Source organism: Thalassotalea sp. G20_0, from assembly GCF_017744175.1.
Lineage (GTDB): Bacteria > Pseudomonadota > Gammaproteobacteria > Pseudomonadales > Endozoicomonadaceae > Endozoicomonas.
This window is the reverse complement of sequence record NZ_JAGHQV010000020.1, coordinates 96,539-105,366: the sequence shown is the minus strand read 5'-3', so window position 1 is coordinate 105,366 and position 8,828 is coordinate 96,539. Positions and strand designations below refer to the sequence as shown.

The following is an 8,828-nucleotide window of genomic DNA, read 5'->3' as shown; positions in this document are numbered from 1 at the left end:
TGTTGGCAACATTTCCATCAATCACCCCCCCCCCCGATGCCGGCGCGTGCATAAAGACCCGAGGTTTCGACCGTGCTGTTCACCGCCGTGGTGTTGGCAACCGCTCCTCCATCGTCAACCCACCCCCCTCCAATGCCGACGTGTGCAGATTGACCGTGGGTTTTGACCGTGCTGTCCACCGCCGTGGTGTTGGCAACCATTCCTCCATCGTGAACCAGCCCCCCTCCAATGCCGGCGTGTACAAATTTACCCGAGGTTTCAACCGTGCTGTTCACCGCCGTGGTGTTGGCAACCGTTCCTTTGATAATCGCTCCCCCCCCGATGCCGGCGCATGCATAAAGACCCGAGGTTTCGACCCTGCTGTCCACCGCCATGGTGTTGGCAACCATTCCTCCATCGTGAACCAGCCCCCCCCCGATGCCGGCGTATGCAAAATTACCCGAGGTTTCAACCGTGCTGTTCACCGCCGTGGTGTTGGCAACCGTTCCTCTAACCTCCCCTCCCCCAATGCCCGCGTAAGCTCTGTAACCCCAAGTGGAAATACGAGCATTTTCGACCCGGACACCAATGACTGTGCCATTAACATCAACAACACAGGCTGCTAACCCAGTCACCTCCGTGGAATTTATTATATTGGCACCAGTCAAGTGAAGGTCACTGATGCGGCCTTTCAGAGTGCCAACAAGACAGTTAGACAGGTCTCTGATGGTACGGCACTGCCCATCGTACTTCCCGGTGAATGGGTGGGTATCATTGCCAATGGATTGATAGTCTTGAGTGACAACAATATCCGCCGTCTGTTGGTATGTACCGTTCAGTGGATAGCCGAGATCCCGACCAATCTTGCCCAGGGTTTGGGTATCGTTAATCTTTATGGCTTGTGAACTATTGGCAATGGCATCCGAATTGGCATAGTGAAAAGAGCTGGCCAGCGTACCAAGTGCAAGCAGTCCTCTGGTTCCCTGACTCCCTTGATAGCGGGCTGGGGATGGCTGTTGAAGGGGTGCGTCTTTCGAGCCGGGTTCTTTTTCCTGCGCCTCTTCCCCGGTTGCTTTTGATGTCTGCGGTAATTCCGGTTTGACATCTGGCCCGGGCACACAGCTAGCGAACCACGCATCGGCAATATCTTTCGCTATGAAAAGGATGGGACTCAACGGAACGATAGTTGCCGTGGCCAGTCGCCCAATACCTTCCAGTGCTTTATCGGGATCAATACTGAAGTGAGGATCTTCCATCGGAATCAATGATTTCGCAAATGCTTTAGCAACAGCAACGCCATGGCCGAGCCAGGAATGTTCGACGGCATTTACTGAATATTCGGAAGCGCTGTCATACATTGGTTGCTGAATGGACTGCTGAATAGGTTGCTGAATCATAAACAGGCCTCGATGATGTTGCATAAAAGTACATTGGAAATGTGTACAAAAAATACTTGGCGTCATTGATCCATCCAGTGATCTAAAAGTTCCCGGATTATGTTTTTTTCTTAATGCAAAAAACTGGCTTCACTGATGATGTTCTGCGCGAGTACTTTCAGGAACTTTGGTTAAATATTGGTGCAGTCCATCAATGTAAAGATCAGCCTGCTTTTGTCCCCTGTGCTCGTACGTAAGTAGTTAACCAAATGGAATCAATACTCGTTGTTAATTTTCTCAGCTTTTCGCTTGGCCTGTTTGGTTTTCAGTTCAAGTAGCTCATTTTTCATGCATTACAGCATGGCAGATTTCTTTAAGTGCGTAACATGGGTTAAATTTACTCATTAACCGGTCACTTTTTACCTGCGCAAACAGCGCTTATAATTCCCTCCCATTCACTATAAGGAATTCCAGACGGGATGAAATATCTGATCGTCGGTCCCTCCTGGGTAGGGGACATGGTAATGGCACAAACGCTGTTCATTGCCCTGAAACAACAACGCCCTGATGCCATCATCGATGTACTCGCTCCCGCCTGGAGCCTGCCAATCATTGAGCGCATGCCTGAAGTTCGCAAGGGTATTGATATGCCCCTGGGTCATGGCAAACTGGGGCTTAAAGCCCGCTACCAGCTGGGCAAAAGCCTGAGGGCGGAAGGCTACACACACGCCATCGCCTTACCCAACTCGTTCAAATCAGCACTGGTGCCCCTCTGGGCCAACATCAGGCACCGCATTGGCTGGCGTGGCGAAATGCGCTACGGGCTACTGAACGACATTCGCCGGCTGGATAAAAGTCAATACCCACTTATGGTGGAACGGTTTGTCGCCCTGGCCTATCCAGAGGGTGCTGCACTACCTAAGCCTCTGCCGATTCCGGCACTTCAGGTAAACAGTAATACCACCAGCAAAGTCCTTGGCCGCTACCACCTGCACACCGACAGGCCTATTCTGGCACTGTGCCCGGGTGCTGAGTTTGGCCCCTCCAAGCAGTGGCCAACCGATTACTACGCCGAAGTGGCACGCTCCCTTTCTGAACAGGGATGGCAGGTTTGGCTGTTTGGCTCAGCCAAAGATCAAGCGGTCACCGCTGAAATAAAAAGCTGCCTGCCTGATGCATTGCAGCAGCACTGCCATAACATGGCCGGTGAAACATCGCTGGCGGATGCCATCGACCTGCTCTCCTTTGCCAGCGCAGTGGTCAGTAATGACTCTGGTCTGATGCATATAGCAGCGGCCCTGAATCGCCCCCTGGTGGCGGTTTACGGGTCAACGTCGCCCGATCATACACCGCCAATGAACAAAAACAGTGCAACACTGTCTATGAAGCTGGATTGCAGCCCCTGCTTCAAAAGGGAGTGCCCGCTCGGGCATATGAACTGCATGAAACAGCTATCTCCAGATAGGGTTCTGGCCGCCATCGCTCATCTGACGACCGACCGGGACGGTAACCGTGAAAAGCATCCTGAAATAACGCTGGTCGAAGAAGGAGGTAACGCCCGTTGACTCAACCAAGGCATGTTCTGGTGGTTAAAACTTCCTCTATGGGGGATATCATCCACACCCTTCCGGCACTGACCGATGCGGCATCAGCCATACCCGGTCTTCGTTTTGACTGGGTGGTGGAAGAGAGTTTTGCCGAGATTCCAACCTGGCATCCCGCGGTTGACCGGGTGATTCCTGTGGCTGTGCGCCGCTGGCGCAAGTCGTTGCTGCAAACCTGGAAATCCGGGGAGTGGCAGCAGTTCAAAAAAGCCCTGGGTGCCAGTAACTACGATGCCGTGATTGACGCCCAGGGGCTGTTAAAAAGCGCTTTCATTGCCAGAAAAGCCAAAGGTCCTCGCTTTGGGCTGGATAAACAGTCTGCCCGTGAGCCGATTGCCAGCCGTTTTTACCAGTTCCCACAATCGGTCCCATTGGAACAGCATGCCGTTGAGCGTGTTCGCCAGCTCTTTGCCAAATCGCTGGCCTATGTATTACCGAAAACACCGGGTCAGTTTCTGCTGAATAAAGACAAATTCCCCAAAGGGCTGATTAAGGATAAGCATTATGTGGTGTTTGTTCACGGAACCACCTGGCCAACCAAACACTGGCCTGAAAACTACTGGTGTGAGTTGGCGCAGAAAGTGAATCAGGCCGGTCTTCAGGTCGTATTGCCCTGGGGTAATGACCATGAAAAGGCCAGGGCAGAGCGCATTGCCAATACCAGCAGCCGGGCCACCGTGCTGCCGAAGCTGTCTCTGGCTGATGTTGCTGGCGTGATTTGCGAAGCTCAGGCAGCCGTTGCCGTTGATACCGGCCTGGGACATTTAACAGCAGCACTGGAAACACCGGCGGTCTCCCTCTATGGACCCACCAGCCCGGTAAAAGTCGGTGCTTATGGCACGGGACAGAAGCACCTGACCCTTGAACACTGTCCAACCGGCGAGTTCCCTGCCACCAATCCTGGAATTTTTGCACCGATGACACCGGATGTTGTCTGGCGGGCACTTGAGTCACAGATCGAACGTTAATCCATCACAACATAGAAGTTTCCGTTTATTCCATGCTGACGACCACAGTTGCGCCATAGACGGAAAATGCCTAAAGTGGCCGATTTTTACCCCTCGGGATGATAGATGACCAAGCTGGAACAAATGAACGCCATTTTGGCAGATCTTCTCAAGCTGGATACCAGTGAGTTCAATGAACAGACTGAACTGCTGGGGGCCCTTCCGGAGTTCGACTCCATGGCCGTGGTTGGGTTGATTACGGCAATGGAAGAAACCTTTGGCATTGCCGTCAATGATGATGATCTGGACGCGGAACTGTTCGAAACCGTTGGCTCTGTTCTTTCCTATGTGGACGCAGTTGGGGCGAGTGCCTGATGGTTATTTCCAGGCCAGAATAATTCCGGCCTGGTTCTTCTCACAATAACAACTCCACCACTTCGGGATGTCCGAGAAACTTCTGGGGGCTGGCTGTTGCGCCATAAGCGCCAGACTGCAAAACCACGATAAAGTCTCCTACCTCCGCTTTTGGCAATGCCAGTTTTGCCCCGACAACATCCAGAGGCGTACAGAGCGGTCCGACAATCTCGACCACTTCCTGTTCTCCACTGTCAAGGCAATGGGCCAGAACTACCGGGTAATTTTTCCGGATGACCTGGCCAAAGTTACCTGAGTTGGACAGGTGATGGTGCAGTCCGCCATTGGTCATCAGGAAAACCTGTCCACGGGATTCTTTTTTATCCGTCACCTGACAAATATAATACCCCGCCTCCCCCACCAGCCAGCGCCCAAGCTCCATAACAACCTCTGATGACTTGAGCGACTCCGGACGATGATCCAGAAGGTACTGCAGGTTGTCGGCAATACCTTCCATGGCCAGCGTCTGTTCTCCGGGGAAGTAGGGAATGCCCAGGCCGCCACCGATATTGATATGCCTGACCGGGGCTTCAACCAGACCGGCCAGCCTGGCGGCCAGCTCAAAGGTTTGCTGATGGCACTCAATCAGAGATTCTGCTTTGAGATTCTGCGAGCCAGAAAAAATATGGAAACCCTGAAAGTCCAGTTTATCCAAATCCAGCTCCGCCAGAATAGACGGCATTTGTTCAGCATCTATACCAAACTGTTTGGGGCCGCCGGCCATTTTCATGCCGGAGGTTTTTAACTCAAAGTCCGGATTCACCCGAAATGCGATACGGGGGCGAATACCCAGCTGCTGATGACAAAGGTACAGCCTTTGCAACTCCAGGGGGGACTCGATATTGATGGTAATACCCGCCGCAACGGCGGCTCTCAGTTCATGTTCTCCCTTGGCCGGCCCGGCAAAACTGATATTGGCCGCCGCCATACCGGTACCCAGGGCAACCAGCATTTCCCGGTGGGAAGCAACATCCAGCCCATCCACACACTGTGCCATATGGCCTACGACGGCGGGCATCGGATTGGCTTTTATGGCGTAGTGAAGCTTCAGTTCTGCTGGCATCTGCTGACGAAACTGGGCGACTCTTTGGGTCAGGGCCTGCCGGTCATAGATGTAGCAGGGTGAAGAGCCGGCAATAGTCACCAGATCAGCAGCGGTATACCCGGCAATCAGTAATTGATTATCCCTGGACTGAAGACTGGCCAGTCGGTGATGTCCTTTAGTCATTTTCTCTTGCATTTTCTCTTGCACAAGATCATTCACAAAACAGATGCCTCCTCGTCCTGAAACAGCCTCCGGTAGGCCTCCAGTAATGGCTTGCGATCAATTTTACCATTGGGATTTCTGGCAAGTGTCGTTTGCTGGATAACACGGATGGGGACCATATAAGCGGGCAGGCATTGCTGGCAGTGGCGGATCAATGAGGGTTCATCGATTTCACTGCTGCTCACTACGACCAGAACGATGGCCTGCCCCAAACGGAAGTGCGGGACACCAATAGCCGCCACTTCTGCCACCAGCCCGGATGAATAAACCACCTCTTCCACTTCCGTTGGGCTGACCCGATAACCGGATGTTTTGATCATATCGTCGCGACGACCGACAAAATAAATATATCCATCGTCGTCTTTACGAACAATATCACCGGACCAGACGGCCAGCTCTTTGCCCGGAATTCCCGGTATGGCACAGGGTGCAGGCCTGAAGCGTTCAGCGGTTCGCTCAGGATCATTCCAGTATCCCATGCTGACCAGGGCACCACGGTGCACCAGCTCGCCGGGTTCATGGGATCCACAGATCTCACCCAGCTCATTGATCACCATCACATCCGCATTGGGAATGGCTTTACCCATAGACCCGGGTCGTAAATCAATCTGTTCGGGAGGAAGAAAGCAGGAGCGGAATGCCTCGGTCAAACCATACATCAAGTAAGGTTTGGCATAGCGAAAACGCTGTCGCAGTAATGCCAGGGTGGCCGTCGGCATGGCACCACCGGTATTGGTAAAGTAGCGCAGACTGTCACCAGCCCCTTGTGGCCAGGGCAGATCGGCTATCTGAACCCAGAGTGGCGGAACCAGGCCAAGCCCGGTAATCTGCTGTTTCTCCACCGTTTTAATGACATCCCCTGGGAGAAGGTATTCCAGTAGATAACAACTGGCACCCACCAGAAATGCCGTTGTCAGCTGGCTGAAACCGTAATCAAAACTGAAGGGCAAAACACAGAGCAGGCGATCTTCCGGTGTATTGCCCAGATACTGGGCAACACTGCTGGCCCCCGTCACCATATTACGGTGTGACAGCACAACGCCTTTGGGCTTTCCTGTGCTGCCGGAGGTGTAAAGAATCGCCGCCATATCCGCATCAATGGACGACACCGGCTCCCACCAGGCACAGGGCTTGAGGAAATTTGCCCAGTTCATTGGGCTGGCGGATTGTCGATTAACGAAAGCGCTATCAGGCAAGAGATGATTGACCGGGTCCTCATCAGCAAGGCCACCATCAACCAGAATCACTTGCATAAGGTCATGGCACTGGTGAATTTCAGCTTCCAGCTGCTGATAGCGGGCTTTGTTAGTCATCAGCACACGAACATTGCAGTCTTTGAGAATATGAAAGACCTGGGGCGCTTTCAGCACTGGATTGACGGGCACCATAACGCCACCGGCGGCCGTTGCACCAAAGTAGCTGAAGACCGCTTCCGGCGTTTTAGGCAGGTAGATTGCCACCCGTTCATGTTGCATCAGACCCAGCTTTTGCAACCCGGCGGCCACCGAACGAATCTGTCGGGAAACGGTCTGGTAATCAAACCACTGGTCTTTGCAGCCCAGGGCTTTCGAGGAAGGCGAACGTTCTGCCTGGCGCAGAACAATCTGGTGTAGCAACAAGCTCATGGGTTTAACAACGGCTCAAAAGTATATCAACCATGGCGGTTGATCTATTCCCATGGGTTTTCATGGGAATAGAAGGCCACCGCCACACTTTAAAGTGTTTTACGGGCATTCAGCACAGCCTGCCGGACCTGCTCTGGCGCTGTACCACCGAGATGATTACGGGCGCTTACCGAGCCTTCCAGCGTCAGGACATCAAATACATCCTGCTCGATCGTGTCAGAGAAAACCTGAAGCTCCGCCAGCGTCATCTCAGACAGATCCCGGCCTTCCTGAATACCAAAGGCCACGGCCTTACCCACCACTTCATGGGCATTCCTGAAGGGCATGCCACGGCGCACCAGGTAATCCGCCAGATCGGTAGCGGTACTGAAACCCCGGCGAGCGGCTTCCAGCATGTTCTCTTTGCGGGCCTGAATATGCGGCACCATATCGGCAAACGCCCGCAGGCAATCCCTGAGGGTATCCACCGTATCAAACAGTGGTTCCTTATCTTCCTGATTGTCTTTGTTGTAAGCCAGCGGTTGGGATTTCATCAAAGTCAGCAATGACACAAGGTGGCCATTGACCCGGCCGGTTTTGCCTCTGACCAGTTCCGGCACATCCGGGTTTTTCTTCTGCGGCATAATGGAAGAGCCGGTACAGAAGCGATCTGGCAGGTCAATAAAGTTAAACTGCGCTGAAGTCCACAGCACCAGCTCTTCAGACATGCGTGACAAATGGGTCATGATCAGGGCACCGGCGGCACAGAACTCAATGGCAAAGTCCCGGTCACTGACGGAGTCCAGAGAGTTGCGGGAAGGGCGATCAAAACCAAGGGCAGAAGCCGTATACTCCCGATCAACAGGGTAAGTGGTGCCTGCCAGTGCAGCAGCGCCCAGGGGGCTGATATTAACACGCTTGCGGCAGTCCTGCAGGCGCTCATCATCACGCACCAGCATCTCATACCAGGCCATAAGATGATGACCGAAGGTCACAGGCTGTGCTGTTTGCAGGTGGGTGAAACCTGGCATGATGGTGTCGGCTTCACGCTTGGCAACCGCCAATAGACCGTGCTGCAAGCGCTTGAGTTCTGCTGATATGGCGTCAATCTCATCACGCAGCCATAAACGAATGTCGGTAGCGACCTGGTCATTTCTGGAGCGCCCGGTGTGCAGTTTTTTACCGGCAGCACCGATACGGTCCGTCAGGCGAGCCTCGATATTCATGTGGATGTCTTCAAGCTCAATGGACCAGTCAATACGATCCTGCTCAATATCCTCAAGAATACCTTCAAGGCCAGAGATAATGGCATTGAGTTCGTCTTCACTCAGAATACCCGCCCGGTGCAGCATCCGGGCATGGGCCATTGATCCCTGAATATCGTGCCGATAAAGGCGTCGGTCAAAATCAATGGAAGCGGTAAAACGGGCAACAAAGGCATCGACGCCTTCGCTGAAACGCCCACCCCATTGTTGATTAGAACTGTGGTTACTGCTCTTTTCACCCTGATCTGCTGAATGGCTTGCCGACATTAATCTCTTCCCCACCCGGTTCTCATTTTTTAAAGACGGACGTACAATCAATACCGATCCGGCATTGACGCGTTGTGAGCGGAGGCATTATATCGGTGTCACGGC

General features: G+C 53.2%; 7 protein-coding genes. 3 read left to right on the top strand and 4 right to left on the bottom strand.

Annotated features, from left to right (window positions below):
* Positions 1-17: 17 nt before the first annotated feature.
* Positions 18-1,376 carry a hypothetical protein gene (locus J7438_RS13595; RefSeq protein ID WP_209276971.1) on the bottom strand — a complete coding sequence of 453 codons (1,359 nt, stop codon included), beginning with the start codon at positions 1,374-1,376 and terminating at the stop codon, positions 18-20.
* Positions 1,377-1,834: 458 nt separating this feature from the next.
* Between J7438_RS13595 and waaF the strand changes: the two genes are divergently transcribed.
* From waaF to J7438_RS13580, 3 genes are all read left to right on the top strand, one after another.
* Positions 1,835-2,920 (top strand): lipopolysaccharide heptosyltransferase II, encoded by a 1,086-nt coding sequence (gene waaF / locus J7438_RS13590; protein ID WP_209276970.1) that lies wholly within the window; start codon positions 1,835-1,837, stop codon positions 2,918-2,920.
* Positions 2,917-3,927, top strand: a complete 1,011-nt coding sequence (waaC, locus tag J7438_RS13585) for a lipopolysaccharide heptosyltransferase I (protein WP_209276969.1) — start codon at positions 2,917-2,919, stop codon at positions 3,925-3,927. The genes waaF and waaC overlap by 4 nt, the downstream gene beginning before the upstream one ends.
* Before the next feature lie 105 nt (positions 3,928-4,032).
* A complete protein-coding gene (locus tag J7438_RS13580) occupies positions 4,033-4,281 on the top strand; it encodes an acyl carrier protein (protein WP_209201698.1) in 249 nt (82 codons plus the stop codon).
* Between the two features lie 40 nt (positions 4,282-4,321).
* On the opposite strand, the gene J7438_RS13575 is transcribed toward J7438_RS13580, so the two are convergent.
* From J7438_RS13575 to argH, 3 genes are all read right to left on the bottom strand, one after another.
* A complete protein-coding gene (locus tag J7438_RS13575) occupies positions 4,322-5,584 on the bottom strand; it encodes a pyridoxal-dependent decarboxylase, exosortase A system-associated (protein ID WP_209201699.1) in 1,263 nt (420 codons plus the stop codon).
* A complete protein-coding gene (locus J7438_RS13570; protein WP_209276968.1) occupies positions 5,581-7,212 on the bottom strand; it encodes an acyl-CoA ligase (AMP-forming), exosortase A system-associated in 1,632 nt (543 codons plus the stop codon). The genes J7438_RS13575 and J7438_RS13570 overlap by 4 nt, the downstream gene beginning before the upstream one ends.
* Before the next feature lie 89 nt (positions 7,213-7,301).
* The gene (argH, locus tag J7438_RS13565; protein WP_209276967.1) at positions 7,302-8,723 is read right to left on the bottom strand and encodes an argininosuccinate lyase; all 1,422 of its coding nucleotides are present in this window, start codon (positions 8,721-8,723) and stop codon (positions 7,302-7,304) included.
* Between the last annotated feature and the right edge of the window lie 105 nt (positions 8,724-8,828).

What these genes read in the sequence shown, in the direction of transcription:
- J7438_RS13580 (WP_209201698.1), top strand. Translation starts at nt 4,033, where the DNA reads ATGACCAAGCTGGAACAAATGAACGCCATTTTGGCAGATCTTCTCAAG.
- J7438_RS13595 (WP_209276971.1), bottom strand. Translation starts at nt 1,376, where the DNA reads ATGATTCAGCAACCTATTCAGCAGTCCATTCAGCAACCAATGTATGAC.
- J7438_RS13570 (WP_209276968.1), bottom strand. Translation starts at nt 7,212, where the DNA reads ATGAGCTTGTTGCTACACCAGATTGTTCTGCGCCAGGCAGAACGTTCG.
- waaF (WP_209276970.1), top strand. Translation starts at nt 1,835, where the DNA reads ATGAAATATCTGATCGTCGGTCCCTCCTGGGTAGGGGACATGGTAATG.
- argH (WP_209276967.1), bottom strand. Translation starts at nt 8,723, where the DNA reads ATGTCGGCAAGCCATTCAGCAGATCAGGGTGAAAAGAGCAGTAACCAC.